At 63.3% G+C, this 21,982-nt stretch carries 14 protein-coding genes; all 14 read right to left on the reverse strand.

Translation table 11 applies throughout. From position 1 onward, the window contains the following. Positions 1–393: 393 nt before the first annotated feature. Positions 394–717, reverse strand: a complete 324-nt coding sequence (locus tag M2650_RS03465; protein WP_249471214.1) for a hypothetical protein — start codon at positions 715–717, stop codon at positions 394–396. Then, positions 674–1,828 (reverse strand): RHS repeat domain-containing protein, encoded by a 1,155-nt coding sequence (locus M2650_RS03470; protein WP_249471216.1) that lies wholly within the window; start codon positions 1,826–1,828, stop codon positions 674–676. Before M2650_RS03470 ends, M2650_RS03465 begins: the two co-directional genes overlap by 44 nt. Before the next feature lie 521 nt (positions 1,829–2,349). Next, entirely contained in the window at positions 2,350–2,625 is a 276-nt protein-coding gene (locus M2650_RS03475) for a hypothetical protein (RefSeq protein ID WP_249471219.1), read from the reverse strand. After that, a complete protein-coding gene (locus tag M2650_RS03480; protein WP_249471222.1) occupies positions 2,622–6,263 on the reverse strand; it encodes an RHS repeat-associated core domain-containing protein in 3,642 nt (1,213 codons plus the stop codon). The genes M2650_RS03475 and M2650_RS03480 overlap by 4 nt, the downstream gene beginning before the upstream one ends. Beyond that, positions 6,238–6,585, reverse strand: coding sequence for a DUF6531 domain-containing protein (locus M2650_RS16500; RefSeq protein ID WP_249471225.1), 348 nt, complete (start codon positions 6,583–6,585; stop codon positions 6,238–6,240). The genes M2650_RS03480 and M2650_RS16500 overlap by 26 nt, the downstream gene beginning before the upstream one ends. A 506-nt stretch (positions 6,586–7,091) precedes the next feature. Continuing rightward, entirely contained in the window at positions 7,092–7,595 is a 504-nt protein-coding gene (locus M2650_RS03490; protein WP_249471228.1) for a hypothetical protein, read from the reverse strand. Positions 7,596–7,635: 40 nt separating this feature from the next. After that, on the reverse strand, positions 7,636–9,027 hold the full coding sequence (locus M2650_RS03495) for a glycoside hydrolase family 47 protein (RefSeq protein WP_249471231.1): 1,392 nt from the start codon (positions 9,025–9,027) through the stop codon (positions 7,636–7,638). A gap of 7 nt (positions 9,028–9,034) precedes the next feature. After that, positions 9,035–11,668, reverse strand: coding sequence for a beta-mannosidase (locus M2650_RS03500; protein WP_425602497.1), 2,634 nt, complete (start codon positions 11,666–11,668; stop codon positions 9,035–9,037). A gap of 24 nt (positions 11,669–11,692) precedes the next feature. Next, positions 11,693–12,892, reverse strand: coding sequence for an AGE family epimerase/isomerase (locus M2650_RS03505; protein ID WP_249471237.1), 1,200 nt, complete (start codon positions 12,890–12,892; stop codon positions 11,693–11,695). Continuing rightward, positions 12,879–13,883 (reverse strand): carbohydrate kinase family protein, encoded by a 1,005-nt coding sequence (locus tag M2650_RS03510; protein WP_249471240.1) that lies wholly within the window; start codon positions 13,881–13,883, stop codon positions 12,879–12,881. Before M2650_RS03510 ends, M2650_RS03505 begins: the two co-directional genes overlap by 14 nt. Next, positions 13,880–15,205, reverse strand: a complete 1,326-nt coding sequence (gene fucP / locus M2650_RS03515; protein ID WP_425602498.1) for an L-fucose:H+ symporter permease — start codon at positions 15,203–15,205, stop codon at positions 13,880–13,882. Before fucP ends, M2650_RS03510 begins: the two co-directional genes overlap by 4 nt. Then, complete coding sequence (locus tag M2650_RS03520) at positions 15,202–16,251, reverse strand: LacI family DNA-binding transcriptional regulator (protein ID WP_249471243.1); 1,050 nt, start codon at positions 16,249–16,251, stop codon at positions 15,202–15,204. Before M2650_RS03520 ends, fucP begins: the two co-directional genes overlap by 4 nt. A gap of 155 nt (positions 16,252–16,406) precedes the next feature. Further along, positions 16,407–18,710, reverse strand: a complete 2,304-nt coding sequence (locus M2650_RS03525) for a GH92 family glycosyl hydrolase (RefSeq protein WP_249474181.1) — start codon at positions 18,708–18,710, stop codon at positions 16,407–16,409. Between the two features lie 296 nt (positions 18,711–19,006). After that, positions 19,007–21,931, reverse strand: a complete 2,925-nt coding sequence (locus M2650_RS03530) for a TonB-dependent receptor plug domain-containing protein (RefSeq protein ID WP_425602527.1) — start codon at positions 21,929–21,931, stop codon at positions 19,007–19,009. Positions 21,932–21,982: the final 51 nt, after the last annotated feature.

Below are 21,982 nucleotides of genomic sequence, written 5' to 3' on the forward strand. Positions count from 1 at the left end.
CCCGCCAATGCCATCGTAACCCGCAGCTCCAGCCATGCCGTAGCCACTAAGAAAATCATCAACGTCTGACCCCGATGGTTCTTCGCACTGATTCAACCAGCCCACTGATAGCGAGGCTTGCAACTTGAATTTTGGGGTTGGGTATGCGCGCCCAACTCCTCCTGAGACATACATGTTGCCGCTGCGTGAAAGCGTTCTGGCGGCACTAAAGACATAGAGACTGGCTTGAACTCTCACATAGTCCGGCGCTCTCATGTTTGCTTTTCGCTCTGGCATTCTGTCTACCACGCCAGACCCATACAAGATTGCACTTACGTCATCCAAACCTGCTGGATCAATTCGATTTGCCGGATTGGCCGAGACGTAGGCATATACGTTCAACGCCCGATCTCATCAGCCCTGATTACCGCGATCATCATGCCCATCTGCTGGACTCTCTTTCTGAGGAGGATGAGTTTGCTTTCCAACGATTTGAAAACCTAATTCTTTGACTAGTAACGGCATGACTAAAAAAGCCAGCAAGACTGCAAACAAAATCATCAGTACCACATTGACAGCAACGGAATACTCTGGAAAGGCCGCGGTCACTTCATCGAGAATAAATCGACAGCCAAACGCAACTAAAGCAAAGAGCAGCAGAATTCCGGCTATCCGCAACCAACGAATTTCTCTTCTACTTTTCACAGCTACAGTCTCCAAAGCGCGAATTGAAAGCATCCACAGCGCTTTCAGCCAGTTCGCTTGCACCATAGCCTACGGCCCCACCAGCCACGCCACGTAGCGCAGGGCCTGCAACTGCATTCCAACCCGTCGGGTTGATTGCCCGCGGTGCATTTGCTGCTCCTTCGATAGCCCCCATAGACCCAGCTACCAGTGCAGATGATTCCGCTCCTGCAAGCCCGCCGGTAGCCGCGCCAATTGCAGCTGCTCTGGGGCTGAACTTCCCGCCTCCAGGAGAAAAACCGGCCGCTACGCCCCCGGTTGCGGCGCTTCCGCCCGCATCACCTAGTGCATAACCACTAATGCCACCCACCACCGTCATAATTGCAGTTGCCCAGGGATTCTTCGTCGTAACAGCAGCACCTGCCCCAGCACCAGCTGCACCTGAAATCGCGCTCTTGGCACGATTCGAGATACACACCAATCCAAGCGGATCAACGAAGTTAACCGGATTCCCTCCGACATAGGCATACGTATTCAACCCACCCGCCAACCCAATCGGATCGGTCTCCAGATAGCGCCCCAATCCAGGCACGAACGTCCGGTTGAGGTTGTACCAATTCCCCGTCTCCGCATCGAAATACTGCCCCGGGAACCCGAGATTGAGCCCGCCGATGCTGTCCAGCGTCACCGTGCGGTCGAACGCATAGTTGCTGGCCCGCCACACGGGGGCTTTGGCGGCGTTGGTCGCCAACTCCGGCCGCCCCAGATGGTCGTTGTGCAGGAAGGTCAGCTGGCTGCCGCGCACCATCGCGATCGGCTCGCCGCCCAGGCGCAGGTAATGGGTCCAACCCGGACCGTTCCAGTCGTACTCCGCCGCCAGCTGCCCGTCCAGGCCGTATACGAAGCCCTTGGCCTTGGGGGCGCCCTGGCTCTTGTACGTCCGCTGGCCCAGCGCGTTGACCCAGTAGGTGGTTTGGATGCCATCCTTGGTCGCGCTGCTCAACCGGTTGAACGCATCGTAGGTGTAAGTGGTCGCGCCTACCGAGGTGATGTGGCCGTTGGCGTTGTGCATAAACGTCTTGGCCCGCGGCCCGGTAATGGCGGTGAGCTTGTTGCTGGGCGAGATAAAGGGGACGGAGTAATTATCCGTTTGAATCGGCTTCATCAGGTGGCATCAGCTGACAGAGTCATAGGTTGTAGAAAACACCGAATTCAAACAGATAATTACTCCGCCCCCTTTTCTGGAATTCAAACAGATAATTACTCCGTCTCCTTTTCGCCTAGAGTTCATTCCAGCCTTCTCGGCCTAAGAGCTTGCGGGGGGGGGGGGGGGGGCACATAATCCGTCGGGAACGCCTAATGCCTAGAGCTCACGACCGCAGATAAAGGGGACGGAGTAATTATCCGTTCGAATCGGCTTCATCAGGTGGCATCAGCTGACAGAATCATAGGTTGTAGAAAACACCGAATTCAAACAGATAATTACTCCGCCCCTTTTTTGGTCCATGGTTTGGAGGACCAGTCCGCATCGATGAGCCGGCGTCAGACCACAACAGACAAGACGCAATGAATAAAATTGCTATGACCTTAACTGCGGTGCTCATCGCCAACCTCTAAAAAACGAGATCAGATTGTCTTTCTGAAAAACGCACTCTGACCACCGTTTCGCTGATCCGCCCAGGGTCATCAGGAACCTAAGAAACGAACGATTAGCGCAATCGAAACTGCAAAAGTAAACCCCGCAGCAACTAATCCAACAAATACCGACTTGACACCAATTCCCGATCGGCGAACCGTTAAATAGATACCCGATAAGAACGATGCAGCTGTAAAAAGAAAAAGTGGAATATAGCTTCGCGCTCCACCAAAAAACGCCGGAAGCACGAGCCAATATGCGATGAACGCCGTGCCCGCAAAAATGGTTGCGCACAAGAGAACAGCTAACGCCGTACTTCGTGTCATGGCGATATTCCATACATCATCTGCATCGACAACCCCCAAAGATTCTGGACTTCGGTTTTGCAGTTATTTGTAATGACCCCATTGCCGTGTTCGTATTTCGATTGATTTAGCTCACGAAATGCTTTCATCACATACGGATCGAGCTTCGCATCTCCAACCTTGACAGCAAGCCCCTTAACCAAGGCTTCTGCAGCAGTTTTTCTATCGATCGCTTGATCTAGATTCCATCCTCTCAAGTTTGCATCGTTACCCCAGCTGTAAGTGTGCTCAAGAGAGCCATCTGGGTTCGTGGTAAACATGAAAGTATGTGTAAGCGGATTGTCAATTGAACGGGCCGAATCACCTAGTGCAGACAAATCCCTATTAACCACAAAAGTATCGAGCCCAAGCGGGTCAATCGCATTGACCGGATTTCCCGCAACATAGGTAAACGGGTTGATCCCTCCTGCCAACCCAATCGGATCGGTCTCCAAGTAGCGCCCCAATCCAGGCACGAACGTCCGGTTGAGGTTGTACCAATTCCCCGTCTCGGCATCGAAATACTGCCCCGGGAACCCGAGATTGAGCCCGCCGATGCTGTCCAGCGTCACCGTGCGGTCGAACGCATAGTTGCTGGCCCGCCACACGGGGGCTTTGGCGGCGTTGGTCGCCAACTCCGGCCGCCCCAGATGGTCGTTGTGCAGGAAGGTCAGCTGGTTGCCGCGCACCATCGCGATCGGTTCGCCGCCCAGGCGCAGGTAGTGGGTCCAGCCCGGACCGTTCCAGTCGTACTCCGCCGCCAGCTGCCCGTCCAGGCCGTATACGAAACCCTTGGCCTTGGGGGCGCCCTGGCTCTTGTACGTCCGCTGGCCCAGCGCGTTGACCCAGTAGGTGGTTTGGATGCCATCCTTGGTCGCGCTGCTCAACCGGTTGAACGCATCGTAGGTGTAAGTGGTCGCGCCTACCGAGGTGATGTGGCCGTTGGCGTTGTGCATAAACGTCTTGGCCCGCGGCCCGGTGATCGCGGTGAGCTTGTTGCTGGCCGGGGCGGTGGCGTAGCCATCCACCAGCCCGCCCCAGGTGTGGCTGGTGCGGTTGCCGGTTTTGTCGTATCCCAAGCTCTGGTTGGCGTTGGTGGCCGTGACCGAAGTCAGCCGCGATAGCTCGTCGTAGCCGTAGGTCTGCGTCAATGCCGCGTTGGCGCCGTTGGTGATCTTGGTGACCGCATCGTTGGCGTTGAACGCGTAGGTCAGGCTTTGCAGCACCGTGTTGGCGTTCATGGTGCTCAGGCCGAAGGTGCGTCCGTCCAAGTCGTGGTTGGTGCCGCGGGCCAGACCGTTGCCGTAATTCCAACCCGCCACCGGGCCGAACGGTTGGTAGGTCAGCGGGTCGGCCACCGTTTTCCAGGTATCGCCGATCTTGGCCCACAGTTCGGTCAGCTGGCCGTCGGCATAGGCATACGTGAAGGCGACCCCGCCGGAGTGGATGTGCCAGGTCAAACGGCCCTGGCCGTCGTAGGCGAAGGTCTGGTTGAAGGCGATGCCGCTGGCGCCGATCTTCTGCAACTGCGACAGCCGCCAGCCTTGGGGCGAGTAGGTGTAGTCCAGTTGGCCGTAGGGATCGGTGACCCGGCACAGCAGGCCCTTGCCGCCGGTGCAAGCATCGTAGGTAAAGCCGTGCACTTGCCCGGCCGCGGTGATGCCGGTCAAGCGGCCGAGTGTGTCGCTATAGGCATAGGTCGTGACCGTGCCATCCGCGCGGGTGAGCTGGGTGCGTTGCCCGGCCGCGTTGTAGGCGAACGAGTTGACGCCGCTATCCGGGCTGGTCTGCTTCCACAACTGGCCGAAGCCGTCCAGGTCGTAGCGGGTGATCGCGTTGCGCGGATCGGTGACCTGGATCAGCTGGCCGCCGGGGTCATAGGCGAACTGGGTAATACCGGCTTTGGGATCGGTGGACTGGATCAGCTGGCCCAGCGCGTCGTAGGCCAGCGTGGTGGTCTTGTTCAACGAATCAACGATCGTTTTGATGTTGCCGTTGGCATCGTAGGTGTAGCGCACGTTCTGGCCGGCGTTGCCGCGGCGGGCGCGGACCCGGCCCAGTTCGTCGTAGTCGATGAAGGTGCGCCAGGTGACCAGGACCTTGCGGGTGGGCTGCGGGTTGGGCGGGTCCATCTCGCAATCAGGCTGCGGGTGGCACAGGCCGGGTTCTTCGGCGTCGGACGCTTCGGGGGGCGCGAAGCCGTTCAAGGGCAGGTAATCGACGCCTTTTTCGATCTTGGTCGGGTTCCCGGCCAAGTCGTAGGTGAAGCGCTGGAAGGCGATGAAGTCGCTGCCCAGGCTGACATAGGCCGAGTGCTTGTCCGGCCGGGTGATGGTGACCAGGCGGTTATTGGTCTCGTAGGCGTACGTGGTGGTCACGCCATCGGGCGCGGTCGTCTTGATCAGGCGCCCACGGTTGTCATAGGTGTGGTTCGTTGCGTGCCAAACCCCCAGGACAAAATGCGCTTCGACCAGCACTTTGCCGCGCGCATCGTAGGTGTAGCCGGTGACCGCGCCGTTGATCCCCGTCACTCGACCCGGCAGCCCGAGTCCGTTGTGCTGGGAATAGGTCACCGTGTGGCTCAGCTTGTTGCGCACCGCGATCAGGTTGCCCAGCGCGTCGTATTCTTGAGTGACCGCATCGCCATCGCCGGGCAGCGGGCCATCCATGGTGGACGTTTTCAACAAGCCATTGGGATGCGTGGTGTAGCTGTAGGCGGTGGTGCGGACTTGGCCCGCGACGCCCTTGGCGCTGAGGTTGGTGGTCTTGACCTGGCTCAGGCGGCCGTTGGCGAAGTAAATGTAATCGGTCTGTCGGTAGCCGGTCACCGTCTCGCGGGTGATGCGGTTCTTGGCCGGATCCCACTGGTAGGTCGTGACCCGGGCGTACGGCGTGCCCGCGCCTTCAGTCTTCTTCAGCAACTGGCCCTTGGCGTTGTAGTCGGTGTCGGTGATGCCGTCGCCGAAGTCGGTGGCCTTGTCCTGGTAGCCGTTGGCGTCGTAGGTGATCTCGCGGTAGGTCGCGCCGGGACAATACAGAGAGGCTTGACCGGTCTCGGACTGCAGCTCGCCATGCTTGAATACGAACGCGGTTTTCTTGCCCAGCGGATTGGTGTGCTCGACATTGAGGATGCCCTCACCGCCAAAACCGTACACAAACGTGTGCTTGTCCGCGCCGCCGCTGTGCACGCTGCTGGTGGCGCGGTTGTAGTTGTCGTAGGTGAAGGTGGAATACCGCACGCCGTTATAGCTTTTGCCCGTCAGCGCGCCGGGATTGAACGGCAGTTCGTAGTGATAGGTAATCGTCGTAATCGGCGTGCCGGGCTGGGAAACGAACACCAGCTGGTGGATGCCCGGCGCCGAATTCCAGTAGCTGTAGGTGAACACGTTGCCGGCCGGATCGGTGACGCTGGTCAACAGATCGCCGGTCCAGCCGAACAGGACCTTGCGGCCGGAGGTGTGGCCGGCCTGGGTCAGCTTGCCGTCCGCGTACGTAAAGGCGATGCCGATGCCTTGCTGGTTTTTGAGGCTGGTGATCTGCCCGGCGGCATTGTAGGTCTCCAGGCTGTCGTCTTCGCCGTACAGGAGGTAGCCGCTACCGCTGGCCACGATCTTGGACACCGGCTGCTCCTTGGTTCTCGTACCAGGCCGCACTGGGTACGGCGTTGTAGACGTACTTCACCTTGCGGCCGTCGCTGCGGTAGGCGGTGATGATCTTGTTGTCCGGCGTCTTGGCGATGCGCAAATCGAAATTGCTCAGCCAGTAGTAGCCGAACAGGCCCTTCTGGTCCCAGTAGCGGTTGTAGGTGCGCTTGAGGAACAGCGGCATCTCGCCGGTGGAGACGAAGTCGGTCTCCGGTTCGATCTTGTTGCCGGTGGACGGGAGGATGGGATTGCCCAGGCCGCAGTCTTTTTGGGCGGCGTCTTGGGCGCCTTGGGCCACGTCGCCTGGGTTGCCGACGAAGGCATCTGAGCCGTGATTGAAGCCATCGATGACGGGTTGATCCCGGTTTGCACTGACAAAAAGTCCGCTCGGCCATTCGCCAACGGTATTCCCTGGATAAGGCCATTCACCATGTGACGTGACCTTGGGCAAATCTTGTGCTTGTTCTGCACAAACTAATGCCGGCAACAAAAGCATTGCCGTGAAAAGCCCCCATGCGATGCGTCGGGGCTCCGATAGACACTTCATGTGTACTTCCTGAGTGAAATTACAGGCATTGCGTCCTGCTCGCCTCCCCGATACGGATCGCATCCCACGACCACGTCTGTGGAATGCGATGCGGGTTCAAAGACGAAAAAGGCCGCCAATGGCGGCCTTTCGAAATTCAGTGATACGAGATCAATTTCCGATATGCGATAGGAGTCGCATTTATCTCAGCACTTCCAAGCTCAACCGATTCTCAGCGCCTGTCGGCCACACAGATCGATCAGCTTGAACATCTTCGCTCACTCGTCCGGAATTTCGCGGTTCGAGAAGTAGGCTTTCCAGAACGGGTATTCGTCCGCGAGCCACTGGCGCAACGCGCGGTACGTCTTGGCGTAGTAGCCTGCTTCGTAAGCGCTCGGCGTGACCCACCAGCTGACATCGACGTCGTAGCGCAGCAATTCGTCGTCGAGCTGCGTGCGCCGTCCCATCGGGTACAGGTAGCAGCAGCCGAGATAGCCGCCTTCGTCGTCCCGCAGGACATACGTGAACGACTCGCGCTCGCGGAACTCGAGCTCGTGCCAGACCAGGTCGACGTAGTTGAAGTCTTCTGTCACGGCTTCGGCCGGCCATCCTCCACCTCTCGTCCTGCGGATCAGCGCCAGGCTCGCATTGATGCCGCGGACATCGTCCTGGAGGTCGTCCCGCGTGATCGCCGTGGCCACGATCCCTTCGCCGGCCAGGCGGAGCGGCGGGGAAAAGTCGGCGGGCATGTCGAGCCGCTTGGTCAGCAGACGGTAATCCATCGGTCCCTCCAGTATTGGCGATAGAAGCGGCGTTGCCGGCTCACTGTTTGGGCTGAACGCTCGCGCGGCGCAGCGGATGCGCTTCGGTATTGAAAACGATGCCGTCGAAATCCAACGCCTTCGGCGATGCGAACAGCAGGTAGTAGTACTTGAAGGTCTCGGCGAACAGGAAACTCTCCATCGAATCGTCCTTCTCCATCGTTCGCACGTCTTTCAAGGCCGCGTAGCCATGCTCCGTGCGGCAATGGCGCACGAAATCCTCGAAGAATTCGCGGCCCATCTCGCGGTACTTCGCGTCGCCGGTGAAGTGGTGGAGGTAATAGGCCGATTCGACGATTTCCGGGCGCAGGTGATAGCTGCCGGAGGTGACTTTCATGGCGACGTAGTCGAGCGATTCGGGCTCGATGCCGTGCAGCCGCCACATCTTCAACCCGGAATCCTGCAGCCGGCGCGCCCGCGGCAGATCGCCGCCCAAAGCGAGCAGCGCCGGCATGAAGGCGTCCAAGGCGCCGTAACGCGTCGTGGTGCGCTTGCCGGTGTTCATGTCCGCGCGGCCGTACCAAAGCTCGCCGTCGCGCACTTCGTCGGCCAGATAGCGGTTCACGGCCGGGATGCTGTCGTCCCACATCTTCTTGCATTCGGCGTCGCCGAACAGCAGCCAGCATTTGTAGAGGTATTCGTAGTACGAATCGATGCCGCCGCCGATATGGCTGTCGCTGCGCGTCCAATCGCCGGTTTCGACGTCGATGGCCGCGCCGACCAGCCCGATCTTGGAACGCCGCTTGTAGGTTTCGACCAGGGCCCGCTTGGCTTTTTCGTAATAGACCGGGTCGCCGGTCAGCTTGCTCAGGCTGCCGAACTCGATCAGCAACGTGCCCGTCTCCGCCGGATTGCTCACTTTTCCTTTCACCTGGCCCGTGCGCAGGTTGACGTGCGTGTAAGGCAGGCCGGTCTTGGAACCGAACACGGGCAGCAGGCGCTTGCCCAGGTCTTCGGCAAGCTTGAGCAGCCGCTCGTCGCCGGTCAGCTGGTAGGCGGACAGCAATCCGCCGAGCAGGCGGATGGTGACTTCGAAATTCTGCACGTACAGGTCGCGGTCGAAGGACAGCTTGGCGATGATCAATTCGCGCGCTTCCTTGGCTTCTGCGTCCAAGCCCATCAGGATCAGCGTGTCCAACGCGTCCACCGGCGACATCAGCAAGGATTGCTCGTACCAGTCGCGCGCGCCCTTGCTGAGGGGCTTCAGGTCGTCGTGGCCCCAGGCGTAGCGCTTGTAGCCCTGCCAGGCGTGCTGGGTTTCGGCTTTGACGCGCTGCGCCAGCGTCGCGGCTTCCGCATCGGTCATCGGGCCTTTCGAGTCCGCCGCCTGCGCCGGCGACGGCAGGAAGGCCAGCGCAAGCGCGGTCAGCGTGATGGATAGGAGGGCTCTCATCGGGATATCACCTCTGTTGTGGCCTTAACCAGCGCAGTTTCATGGAGCGACGCAGTTCTTCCGCGCCGGCTTTCGAGCGCACGCGCAACGCGACGGTTTCGCCGGGCAGCAAGGTCAGCGCGTTGTCCGACACTTCGGCATCCGTATCGCCGAATTCGACCCACACTGCGCGCGCGAGAGCGAGTGCGCGGAGTTCGAGCCGGTACTCGCCGTCGTCGCGCCGCAACGTCGCGCGCAGGCCCGGATCGGGCAAATCCAGCGACTTGGCCGCCTCGAAATAGACCAGGCGGCGCGAAACCGGAGCGCCGTTCACCGACAACTCGAAAACGGCCACCGTTCGCTTCGGGTCCGCGCCCTGCAGCAAGTCCGCGTCCGCGTAGTCGCCCGCCGGCGTCGCTGCCAGCGGCGCCAATACGACCGTTCTGTGTTCGTCGCGGTGCGTCTTGCCGTCTACGTCCAGTACGCGAATGCGCAATTGCGCATCGACCGGTTCGGTCTTGTCGGAAACCAGCATTACCGCAGTCCTGCCGCGATGGCGCAGCGCAGCGACCGCCAAGTCGGCATAGAAACGCCGCGCATGGAAATGCAGCGGCTTCCAGCGGCCGTAGTAGTCGATGCTGGACCACGACGCCCCCGGCCAGACATCGTTCAGCTGCCAATACAACGAACCCATCGTGCGTGGGCGCGAGGCACGATGGTGCAATGCGGCCAGTTCGATGCCCTCGGCCTGCATTACTTGGCTGAGATAGACGAAATCCTCGAAATCCCGCGGTTCGCCGTAGCCGGCGCGGATGTAGTGCAGCAGGCGCTGGTTGCCGTCGCCGGCCAGGAATTTCTGGTGGGCCCGGACGACCGGCGCGTCGATTCGCAGGTCGCTCGGTTGCGCGAAGCTGCGGATGGTCGCCATCGACGGCCAGGCCTGCAGGCCGTACTCGGACATGAAGCGCGGCGTCTCGTCGAGATAATTCTCCAACGGTTCGGAGCCCGCCCATACCCCCCAGTAGTGCTTGTCGCCGTGGTCGGAATCGTTGCTGCGTCCATCGAGGTCGTTGCTGGGCGAACTGGACCAGTAAGGCACGCCGCCGCCCTCCTCCGCCACGATCTCGCGCAAATCATTGCCGAACAACTGCACGTAGCCGTCCCAAACCTTGCGGGCGAACGCGGGCGCCTCCGCGGTCAGCTTCTTGCCCTGGCCCCAATCCTTCCAGGCGGTTTCTTCCTCGTTGTTGCCGCACCACAACGCGATGCTGGGATGGTGGCGCAAGCGCCGCACCTGGTCGCGCGCTTCGGCGCGGACGTTGGCGCGGAACGCCGCATCGTAACCGGGCTGCATGCCGCCGCCGAACATGAAGTCCTGCCAGACCAACAGACCCAATTCGTCGGCCAGATCGAAGAAGGCATCGCTTTCGTAATAACCGCCGCCCCAGTTGCGGATCATGTTCATGTTCGCGTCGCGCGCCGATTCCAGCACGCGGCGCAATTGCGCCTGCGTCACGCGCGCGGGGAAAGCATCGAGCGGAATCGCATTGGCGCCCTTGGCGAAGATCGGGATGCCGTTGACGACGAAGGCGAAGCCCCGGCCCCACCGGTCCTTGTCGCGGCGCAGCTCGATGCTGCGCAGGCCGGTGCGGCGGCCGGATTGCGCTGCCGAGCCGTCGGCGCCCACGATTCTCGCGGTAAACCGGTATAGCGCCTGTTCGCCGTAACCGGCCGGATACCAGCGCCTGGGGCGTTCGATGCTCACGGGGAGCGATGTCCGGTTGCTGCCCGGCGCGAGCGTCACCCGTTGCTTCGCGGCGGATATCGTTTTGCCGTCGGGATCGAGGTATTCGATTTCCAGCGTGGCTTCCTGCGCGCTATCGGCCTGGATCCGCAACTCGGCGGACAGCTCGGCCCGCTCGCTATCCACGTGCGATTGCCGGATGTGCAGTTCGTCGATACGCAAACCATCCCAGCTTTCCAGGCGCAGCGGCCGCCAGATGCCGGCGGTCACGTAGCGCGGCCCCCAATCCCAACCGTAGTGGTAGCCGGGCTTGCGCGCGAAATTGGCCGTCATCGCGTCCTTCGGCTCGTCGCCGTAGGGCGACGGGTAATTGCCGGCGATCTTGTGCGGCATCGCCTGCACCCGGGGCAGCAGTCGCCGGATCGGCGAATGGAACACCACCCGCAATTCGTTGCCGCGCGCCGACAAAACGCCCTGCACCGGAATGCGCCACGTGCGATGGCTGTTGTCGGCCGAAAGCAGCTTCTTGCCGTTGAGGTGGACGTCGGCGAACGTGTCCAGGCCTTCGAAAACCAGTTCGGCGTGCTTGCGGCCGAGCGTGGCCTGGTCCACGTCGAATTCGGTGCGGTACTCCCATTCTGCGAGGCCGATCCATTGCAGGCCCGCTTCCGGCGCGCCGGCGTAGGGATCGGCGATCAGTCCGTTCGCCAGCAGGTCGGTATGCACGCTGCCCGGTACCCTGGCCGGATGCCACTCCGCCGCCTTCGCATGCGCGGCCGCGACCGTATCGTTCGGCGACAGGCGGAACTGCCAGCCGCTATCGAGCGCGCGCGATACGGGCGATGCCGTCGCTGCGGCGGTCCAGGCCATGGCGAAAACCGCAAGCCAAATGCGCAAAGAATGCCGCCATGCGTGCATCGCAGATCGGCTCCTCGGCGGCGGTTAAGGGGAATCCATTACGTTCAACGCTTCGTAGCAGGCGCCCATCGTGTGATAGTCCGTTTTGCCAGCGGGGCTCTTCTCGTCGCTGTATTTGCGGTTATCCGCGTCGAGGATGCGGTACCACGCCCCGTATTGGTGGTCGACGAAATGCCGCCATGCGTAGGTCCACAGGCGTTCGTACCAATCCCAATAGGCGGCGTCGCCCGTGCGCGCGGCGAGCAAGGCTGCCGCGGCCAGGGATTCGGCCTGCACCCAGAAATACTTGTCGTCGTCGCATACGCTGCCGTCGGGCGCGAAGCCGTAGTACATGCCGCCGCGCCGCCCATCCCACGAACGCGTGAGCGCCGTATCGAAAAGATGGCGCGCGGTCGGCACCAGCCATTCTGCCTGCACGTGGCGATCCAGGATCAGCAGCAGCTTGGCCCATTCGGTCTGGTGGCCGGGCTGGAAGCCCCACGGACGGAACAGGTGCTTGGGATCATCGCGGTTGTAGTCCCAGTCGATGTTCCAGTCGCGATCGTAATGTTCCCAAACCAGGCCGTCGGCTTTCGCCGCCTGGCGGCGCGTCATGCGGTCGGCCAGTTGCAGGGCGCGATCCAGATAGCGGCGTTCGCCGCTCGCTTCGAACGCGGCCAGCATCGCCTCGCACATGTGCATATTGGCGTTCTGGCCGCGGTAGGGCGAGAAATTCCAATCGGCGTCGGCCTCGTCCTTGTACAGGCCGGCCTCGGCCTCCCAGAAACGGGATTCGAGCAAGCGCCAGGTTTCGTCCATCCACGCGCTGGCCTCTTCGACACCTGCCTTCAGCGCGGTCGAATACGCCAGCAGCACGAATGCGACGCCGTAGCAGTGATTCGTCCGGTCCTCCGGTACGCCGTCGCGCAGCGTCCAGGCATAACCGCCGCCGGGGTCGCGATGCGCTCGACGCAGATAATCCAGGCCGTGGCGCGCGGCATCCAGGTACTCGCGATTCCCGAACTCGCGATAAGCCATCGCGTAGTTGAAGACGAAACGCGTGCTGCTGACCAAGTGGCGGTGGCTGGCGTCGTAGACGCTGCCGTCGTCGCGAAAATAGTGGAAGAAGCCGCCTGCGGGATCGATGGCGCGCGGATGGTAGAACGCCATGGTGTCGGCGATATGCGCGCGCAGGAATGCGCGCGAACGGAAATCGGGTAGCGGATTCGTCTCAGGCGTGTTCATTCGATCGCGCTTCCAGCAAGGCTTGGACATCGGAAAGCCGCGGCATCGCGGCGAAGGCGCCATTGCGGGTCACCGCGAGGCCGCCGGCCGCCGCCGCGAAACGCAATGCATCGGCCAGGGCCGCCGTATCGCTCAGGAAACCGGGCAAATGGGCGCCATCGATGCCGTGCCGGGCCAGGCGGAACAGCAAGCCGCCGACGAACGCATCGCCGGCCGCAGTGGTGTCCACCGCACGCACATCGAAACTCGGCACGTCGCCGGCGCTTGCGCGCGTGTACCAGCGAACCGGCGCAGCGCCATCGGTAACGACAACGATCTGGGTCCGTCCCCGCCATAGCCGCGCCAGCACGGCTTCCTCGTCGCCGCCCGACGGCGCCGCCAGGTATTCGAGTTCCGAACGGGCGAGCTTGACCAGGTCCGCAGCCTGCAACGCGTCCCAGAGCCGAGGATGAGGGTCGACATCCTGCGCCCAAAGCGCCGGACGCAGGTTCAGGTCCATGCTGACCAAGGCGCCGGCTTCGTGCGCCCGCCCCATGCCCGCCAAGGTCGCATGGGCGATGCCGGTTTCGGTGAGGCTGTTAGAACAGACGTGGAACGCGGCGGCGCCGTCGAAGCAGGTCGGCGCATAGTGCTCGGCACGGAACAACAGGTCCGCCGACGGCGGGCGGTAGAAACTGAAACTGCGTTCGCCGTCCGCATCCAGCGCGACGAAAGCGAGCGCCGTCTTGGCCTGCTCGGTGCGAACCACGAAATCCGTGCCCACGCCCGCTCCGTGCAGGCTGTCGAGCAGGAAGTCGCCGAACATGTCCGCGCCCAGCATGCCGACGAATTGCGTGTCGCCGCCCAGATGCGCGACCGCGACCGCGACGTTGGCCGGCGCGCCGCCGGCGAATTGCAGGAACGCACGCGGCGAGTCCGCCGTTTGCGGCGGCTGCGCGAGGAAATCGATCAGGGCTTCGCCGAAGCAGACGATCGTCCCGGTCCGCGTCATGTCTGTGGCGCCTCCGGCGCCAGGCGCGAGCCGTAAAGGCCGTACCAGATGATGTAGGCATAGCACAGCAGCGGCAGCGCGAATGCGGCCTGCACGCCTATGCGATCGGCAAGAACGCCTTGCGCCAACGGCACGATCGCGCCGCCGACGATCGCCATCACCAGCAGGCTGGAGGCTTTCTCTGTCATCGGCCCGAGACGCTCGATGCCCAGGGTGAAGATGGTCGGGAACATGATCGAATTGAACAACCCGATCGCGATCACGCTCCACATCGCCACGAGCCCATGGCTGGACACCGTAACCAGCAGCAGGACGCAGGCGATCGCCGCGTACAACGCCAGCAGCCGGCGGGCGCTCACCCGCAGCAACAGCGCGGAGCCGAGGAAACGGCCGACCATCGCCCCGCCCCAATAGAACGACACGTATTTCGCGGCGCTGGCCTCGCTCATCGCGCCGATGTCGGCCTGGGCGATGTAATTGATCAGGAAACTGCCGATCGCGACTTCGGCGCCGACGTAAACGAAGATCGCCACCACGCCCCAACGCACGTGCGGAATGCGCAGCACTTCGGAAAACGTGTGATGGCGCCGGGCCGCGCGTTCGGTCGCTTCGGTCAATGCCGGCAGGCGCAGGACGAACACGACCGCCGCCAGCACGAACAACGTCAGCGCCAAACCGAGATAGGGAATCTGGACGGACTGGGCTTGCGCGGCCTGGTAAGCCTGTTGCTGCTGCTCGCTGAGCGCGGCCAGTTGTTCGGCTCCCAGTACGGCCGTCGCCAGGATCAGCATGCCGCCGACCCACGGCGCGGTGGTGTGGCCGAGGGAATTCAGCGCCTGGGCTAGGTTCAAGCGGCTGGCGGCGCGGGCGGGATCGCCCAGCAGGCTGACGTAGGGATTGGCCGAGACCTGCAACAAGGTGATGCCACTGGCCAGCGTGAAGAGCGCGCCGAGGAACAGGTAATACCACTGGATCTGCGCAGCCGGCAGGAACAGCAACGCGCCGCAGCCCGCCACGACCAGGCCGATCACGATGCCGAGCTTGTAGCCGACCTTGTCCACCACCCATCCCGCCGGCACGGACATCACGAAGTACGCGCCGAAGAAAGTGAACTGGATCAGCATCGTCCGCGTCCAGTTGAGTTCGAACACGGCCTTCAGGTGCGGGATCAGCACATCGTTGAGCGCCGTCAGGAAGCCCCACATGAAGAAGATGGCGGTAACCGCCGCGAACGCGATCCGCGTGTCGACGGTGGGCATCGCGCCGGCCGCCGCGTTTGCGGCGCGCTCGGCCGAAGGGGATGGAATACCTGTTCCGGTCATGCGCCGTCTCTATCGGGAGGAGGACAACTGCTTGCGCGCACCAGCAATTGCACCGGCGCGACCGTCTGCTGCGCCGGCTGTTCGCGCTGGCGGATGCGTTGCAGCAGCAACCGCGCGGCCTGGCGGCCGCGTTCGCGCGGATCGACGGCTACCGTGGTCAACGCGGGTACGGCCAGGGCCGCTTCGGGAATATCGTCGAAGCCGGTCAGGGCGAAATCGTGGCCGGGCCGACGGCCATGCGCGGTCAGTCCCAGCATGAGGCCCAGCGCGACCGTGTCGTTGTAGCAGACCGCAGCGGTCGGCGGCACGGCGGCATCCGCGAACAAGGCGTCGCTGTGCGTAGCCGCATCCAGGCGGGTCGGCGCGGTTTCGATCAGCCCTTCCGGCGACGGGGCGATGCCGGCCGCAGCCAGCGCATCGGTATAGCCTTGGCGGCGTTCGCGGCACGAGCTGGAATCGGCATGGCCGCCGAAGAAGGCGATGCGGCGATGGCCGAGTTCGAGCAGATGTTCCGTCGCCAGCCTGGCGCCGCGGCGATTGTCCAGAGCCAGGAAGTCCCAGTGCGCGCCGGGCAATTCGCGGTTGAACACCAGCACCGGCGCCTGCGTGCCGAGCACGCGTTCCAGCCGCTCGCCGTCGCTGTGCTCGGCCGGCGAAAGGATCACGCCCGCCGGCTGGTGCTCCATCAATGAAGCGAGCACCGCTTGCTCGCGTTCCGGCGATTCGCCGGTATTGCCGAGCAGCGTGACGTAGCCTTCGGCCATGACGACATCGTCCACGCCTGCCGCGAACTCGGCGAAGAAGGGATTGGACAGGTCGTTGATGACCAGCGCCACGCTCGACGAGGTGCGCCGGCGCAGGTTGGCCGCGCTGCGGTTGTAGACGTAGCCCTGGCGCTTGAGCTCGGCCTCGACCTTGGCGCGCGTATCGGCATGCACCAACGGACTGCCGCGCAGCACCAGCGATACCGTCGCGCGCGACACGCCGCTGCCGCGGGCGATATCCGTGACGGTCACGGCTTTGCGTTCGCTGCGGGATCCGCTCATCGTTTGCGGGCCTGCGGCCGGCATGCGCGTTGCTCCATGTCGGCGCGCTTCATAGGGGCCTGCTTCATAGGGAAATGCCGTCCTGCGCAAACCTCGGAATCCGCGAATCATTACACGGCGCGGGCGACGGCTGGAGATAGGCATGGCCGTTCGCATCACCGCGGCGCCGCGCAAGGCGACGCCGGCAGGTCGGCCGGGCGCGTTCCCCAGCCTGCGCCGGGCGTTGCCGTCAGCTCGAACGAGAGCGTGCCGCCGTCGCGCAGTTGCGCCCAATCCACCCAGGCGCGGTCGCTGGATTCGCCATCGATACGCACGCCGGCGACGTACTGCAGCCGGTTCCCGTCGGCGCCCGGAGCCTCGATCCGCAACGACCTGCCCTCGCCCAGGTCCAGCGTCACGGCAGGGAAGCGCGGCGCATGCAGCAGCAACTGGCCCGTGCCGGGCACCGCCGGATACAGGCCGATGGCGCTGAACAGATACCAGGCCGACATCGTGCCCAGGTCGTCGTTGCCGGTAACGCCATTGGGCGCATTGGCGAACAAGGCCTGTGCGGCGCGCAGCACCGTGGAGGTCTTCCACGGTTCGCCGATCAGCGTGTACATCCACGGCGCATGCAGATCGGGTTCGTTGTTGGGGTTGTAGCGGTATTGGTTGTAGTAGCTGTAGGGGCCGACTACCCAATCCTTGCGCGCAGCCGTCGATGGATTGGCGAGCAGATCGTCGTAGGCGAAGAACGCATCCAGACGCGCTATCGCTTCGGTTTTGCCGCCCATCGCCCGCACCAGGCCAGGCACGTCCTGCTGCACCAACCATTGGTATTGCCAAGCCGTACCTTCGTGGAAGCCATGGTCGGACGCCGGACTGTAGGCGCCTTCCTTGGGCACGTACCACTTGCCGTCGAGCGTGCGCGGCCGCGGGAAACCGGTGAAACCGCGTTCCTTGTCGCGCACGTCGGCATCCCAAAGCTTGCGCCAATTTCGGCCGCGTCCGCTGTAGCGGGCCGCATCGGCGGTTTCGCCCAGGCTCTGCGCCATCTGCGACAACGCGCAATCGGCCAATGCGTACTCGAGCGTGGCCGATCCGCCGTGATGGGGATCCACGTCCATGCCCTTGGGCTTGAACGCCTTGTCGTATTGCACGAACCCTTGTTTTAGATAGCTCTCGTTGCCGGAACGCCCCGCCATCCTGGATTCCGTCGGCGGCAAGCCGTCCGCGTTCTGCTTCAACGCCGCATAAGCCTGTTTTTCGCGGCCTTCGAGCGCGCCGAATCGCCACAGGTCGGCCAGGAACGGCGTCACCGGGTCGCCGGTCATGATGTTGGTTTCGTAATTGGCGTAGCCCCAGCGCGGCAGCCAGCCGGCCTGCTCGTGGATCTTCAGCACCGAGGCGGCGATATCGCGGGCGCGTTGCGGACGCAGCATCGCCAGCCACTGGTTCTGGGTGCGGTAGGTGTCCCAAAGCGAGAAGAACTCGTAATAGGTCCAACCGTCCGCGCGATGGATGCGGCCGTCCCAGCCGCGGTAACGGCCATCGGCGTCGTTGCCGGTCAACGGCTGCAACAGCGCGTGGTACAGCGCGGTGTAGAAGACGATACGGTCGTCCGCGCCGCCGCCGTCGATGCGCACCGTGGCCAGCTCCTTGCGCCACGCATCCTGCGCACGCTGCTTCATCTCGTCGAAACGCAGCAGTCGCTTGCCTTGCATGCCTTCCGTCTGCAGGTTGCCGCGGGCGCCATCCGCATCGACGTGCGAAACGGCGCTGACGACGGTCACCGATTTCGTTTTGCCCAGGTCGAAACTCAACCAAGCGCCGTTGGCCGCTTCGCCGGCGCTGCTTTCGCGCGAATCGGACTTGCCGCCGGCCGCGTTCCAGGTGCCATGTCCTTTGAATGGCCGGTCGAACTGCAAGCGGAACCAGGTGGTGTAGCGCGTACCGCCGCAGAAGCTCAGCGTTTCCACTTCGCCTTCCACGATGCGGTCGCCGACGATGCGCAGCGCGCTGCGCATCACCCGATGGCGCTCGTTGGCTTGGCCCAGGTTGACCAGGAGGTGGCCCTGCTTGCCGCCGGAGAACGTGTAGCGTTCCGCCGCGGCGCGGGTCAGCGCGGTGGCTTCGGCGTCGATGCCGCCGTAATCGGTCAAACGGACCTTGTAGTAGCCGGCCTGCCCGACTTCGCCGTCATGACTGTAGGCCGAGGCGTACTTCTTCTGATCGAAACTGTCCGCCTTGCGGGTGTCGAACGCGGCGCCCGGGCCTATCTTGCCCGTCACCGGCAGCACCGACACTTGTCCGCCCTGTTCCCAGCAACCCGCGCCGGACAGGAAGAAATGGCCGAAGCCGCGGATCTTGGGATCGTCGTAACGCCAGCCGGAGTAATGCGTGCCGATCGGGCTGACCTGGATCATCCCGAACGGCGCCGATGCGCCTGGAAAGGTATTGCCGTCGTCCTTGCTGCCGATGAAAGTGTTGACCTGAGTCGCAAGGTCGGCGCTTCGCCCGCCGGCATCCTGCTTTCCTTCTTCCGCCGGGAGAAGGTGCCCGTAGGGCGGATGAGGGTTCGGCACGGGACCGGGGCTACGCACTTGCGCCGAACCCTCATCCGGCGCTGTCGCGCCACTTTCTCCCGTTGGGAGAAGGAAAGCTGGCAACACCGCGAACAAGACGGCGATCAACCCGCCATTGCGGCGGGTCGAGCCGGATTTTGCATGACTCGGCAGCTTAAGCATCGTCGCAGACCCGTCGCGTCCGGAAGTACTCAATTTAGCTTGAACACGTATTCCAGCGCGATCTCGCGGCCGACCGGATTGAACAGGCGGCTGTTGTAGAACTCGTAGTCCAGCTTATACGGATCCTTATGGTTCCAGCCCGTGCTGTTGAACGCGTTGTTGACGTAGAAATTCAACCGGGCCCGCTCGCTGAACTGATAGCCGACATTGAAATTCCAGGTGATCGCAGGGCCCACCCGGCCGAAATAGCGCGAGGTCTTCTGCTGGTAGGTGGGGCTATTGGGGTCGGTATCGACGCAATCGGCGCGATCGTTGGGCACGCCGCCATCCGGGAACGGCGTGCAGCCGCCAAAGCCGCCCAGCACCGGATCCCAGTGATAGCGCACGCCCGGCACCGAACCGATGCGGTCGCCGTACACGTTCCAGTTCCACTTCTCTCCCTGCCAGCTGACGCTGCCGCGGATCTTGCTGCGGATGTCGCGATCGCGACGCTCCGGGTTCGGGTCGGTGCGGTAGGTCTGTTCGCGCAGCGAGCGCAGGTTGGTGTAGTTGAGCGCGAACTGGAAATCGCCCCAGCGGGCCGTATCCAGGCGGTAGCGCAACGAAGCGTCGATGCCCTCGACGTGCTTCTGCGCGATATTGATCGGCCCGCGTTCGACCGATACGATCTGGCCGTCGGCGTCGCGCACCACGCGCGAGACGATCGATGCGCAATAGTCCGCGCCGCCGGGATTGGTCCATGGCACGTTCGGATCGATGGTCTTGCCGGTGCGGCAGCCGGCTTCGTCGCGCAGCACGATGTCCTCGCCGATGTCGCGGATTTCGTCTTCCAGGTCGATCGACCAGTAGTCGGTGGTGAGCGACAGGTTGTCCAGCACGTCCCAGACCAGGCCGACCGTCCACGAATCGCCCAGTTCCGAGCGCAAATCGGGGGTACCGCGGCGGTTGATGTCGAAAGCGTAGAAATGCGGACTGCCCTGCCCGCAATTGGCGATCAGATAGTCGCCGCTCTGGATGCAGGTGTAGGGATCGGTGGTCTGCACCTGCGACGAACTCGGCTGCGCCAGCAGGAAGTGCATATCGGGCGCACGGAAACTGGTGGCATAGCTGCCGCGCAGCAACAGATTGTCGGTGGGCCGCCATTCCAAGCCTGCATTCCAGGTGGATTCGCTCTGGGTGCCGATCTCGAGACGGTCGGCGTTGTCGAACGCTTTGTAATCGCCGTAACGGTCGTAGCGGCCGGCAAGCGTGGCGGTCACCGACTCCAGCAACGGCACCTTGAATTCGACGCCCGCCGAATAGCGCCTGCGTTCGCCGCCGCCGCGATCGACGTTCTGCACTTCGTAATCGAGATTGGCGCGCGGATCCGGCCGCAGGCGATAGCCCTGCTCGGCCGCTTCGAGCACCGCGGCGAAACCGATCGGTCCGGCCCAGCCTTCGAACAGGTCGCCGTCGATGGTGAAGCTGCCCTGCGTGACCCAGGACGAGGCCTCGTTGATCGAGTGCGCGCCGAATTGCCGGTACTGCTCCGGCGTGACCGGACTCCACCAGCGCGATTCGTCCAGGTCGTAGATCGGCAGTCCGTCCGGCGTCGTGCCCAGTTGCGGCCCGAGGAAATAGGCTTCGGCCTTGTCCCAATCGACCGTCGAGATGTTCTCGCGCACGGTGTAGCGGGCCCGGCCCAGCGACGCTTCCCAATCGAAGCGATCCGCGATAGTGCCGCGCAAGCCCGCGCTCAAGTCCCAGGATTTTTCCTTGTTGGAGTTGCGCAAGGCGTCGAAACCGCCGGCCTCGCTGGGCGTGATGTTGCGGATGCCGATCAGGTTGCGGCCGCTGCCCGCATCGTGGAACGCCGGCAGCGCGGGGTTGCCCGGCAGCACCACCGCCGGCGGCGATGTGCCCCAGATGCCCTTCGCGTCGTACACCGCAAGGTTCGCCCAAGCCTGCAATCCGTTCTCGAAATCCCAGGTGCCGTGCAGGTAGCCGGAGAAGTCCTCGCTGCCGCTGCGCAACAGCCAATTGGCAAAGTCCGCGGACAGGCCGCAGAGTTGGCCGGTATCGGTGATCGTGCCGCTGTTGCGGTCGTACAACTGGCGATTGGCGAGGTAGTACTCGCCGCCGAAGCGGTCGCAGGCGCCCGCCGGCGGCGCGAGGCGGTTGCCGGTATCGGCGTCGATCAGGCCCAGGCCCGTACTCGGGCGGAAACCGAGCTTGCGCTGCTCCGCATTCCACGACGGATAAGGCGCGTCGCCGGCGTCGTCCATCTGCGGCCGGTCGCGGCCGAACAGCGGCTCTTGCTTGGTGTACTGCACGGCATAGGTCAGATTCCACTGCGGCCCGCTCTTGCCGCCGGCCCACGACAGGTCGGTGGTCTCGCGTCCGCCCTCGGTCGACGCGCCATGCCGCAGGCGGATCTCGTCGCCTTGATAGCCTTGCTTGAGGATGACGTTGACCACGCCCGCGACGGCATCGGAGCCGTAGATCGCCGAAGCGCCGCCGGTGAGCACTTCGATGCGCTCCACCGCCGCAGCGGGGATGTTGCCGTAATTCGCGAAATTGCTCTGGCCGCCGTAAGGCAGCGGGTAATCCGCAACGCGGCGGCCATTGACCAGCAACAGGCTGCGGCCGGGGCCCATATTGCGCAGGTTCAACGGACTGGCGTTGGGCGTATGCGAGCCCCATTGCACGTCCGATTCGACGGTGCCGATCGCTTCGTTGAGCGTGGTCAGCGCGTCGTAAACGGTGACGAAGCCTTCCTTCTTGATCTGCTCGGCCGTGATCAGCGTCAGCGGCGCGGGGCCTTCGACTTCTGCGCGTTTGATGCGCGAACCGGTGACCGTGACCTTGTCCAGCTGTTTCGCGCCGGTTTGCGCCGCGGGCTCTTCGGGTTGCGCCTGCGTCGTCTGGGGCGCCGCCTGCGCCAGCGCAGCGAGCGGTGCGAAAAGGATCGGCAGCAGGGCTTTGGACAGGGCGTTTCGGGCGGGCCTGGGCTGGATCGTCACTGG

Origin of the sequence: Luteimonas galliterrae (assembly GCF_023374055.1) — a bacterium.
GTDB lineage: Bacteria > Pseudomonadota > Gammaproteobacteria > Xanthomonadales > Xanthomonadaceae > Luteimonas_C > Luteimonas_C galliterrae.